General features: G+C 84.4%; 1 pseudogene. It reads left to right on the top strand.

Features of this window, described 5'->3' with window-relative positions:
* A pseudogene (locus tag NFU81_RS04900) lies at nucleotides 1–710 on the top strand (translation initiation factor IF-2); the annotation flags it as partial.

Here is a 710-nt window from a genome sequence, read left to right as displayed (position 1 = left end):
ACCCAAGCCGGCTCCGGCCGCGCCCAAGCCCGCCCCGGCCACACCCGTGCCCGCCGCGGAGTTCCAGGCGCCGCCCGCCGCACCCCCGGCGAACCAGCCGTCCAGGCCCGGTTCCGCCACCCCCGGCCCCCGTCCCGCCCGCCCGGCCCCGGCCGGCGGTCAGCGTGACGGCGGCCAGCGCGACGCAGGCCAGCGTGACGGCGGCCAGCGTGACGGCGGTCCCCGCCAGGGCGGGCGCCCCGCGCCCGGCCAGGGCGGCGCAGCACGTCCCGGCGCGCGGCCCGCTGGTCCGCGTCCCGGCAACAACCCCTTCACGTCCGGCTCCACCGGTATGCCGCGCCCCGGTGGCGCGCCGCGTCCCGGTGGCGGTCAGGGCGGTGCCCCGCGTCCCGCGGGTCCCGGCGGCGGCGCTCCGCGCCCCGGTGGCGCCCCGCGTCCCGGCGGCGGTCAGGGCGGTCCCGGCGGTGCGGGCGGTGCCCGTCCCTCGCCGGGCGGCATGCCCCGTCCGCAGTCCGCGGGCCCGCGCCCGAACCCGGGCATGATGCCGCAGCGTCCCGCCCCCTCCCCGGGCGGTCGCCCGGGTGGTGGCCCCGGCGGTCGTCCCGGCGGTCCCGGTGGTCGTCCCGGCGGCGGCGGTCCCGGTGGTCGTCCCGGTGGTGGCGGCGGCTTCGCCGGCCGTCCCGCGGGTCCCGGCGGCGGCGGTCGTCCCG

The organism is Actinacidiphila cocklensis (genome assembly GCF_907177275.1).
Lineage (GTDB): Bacteria > Actinomycetota > Actinomycetes > Streptomycetales > Streptomycetaceae > Actinacidiphila > Actinacidiphila cocklensis.
The sequence above is the reverse complement of the archived record's forward strand: the minus strand, read 5'-3'. Positions and strand labels throughout refer to the sequence as shown.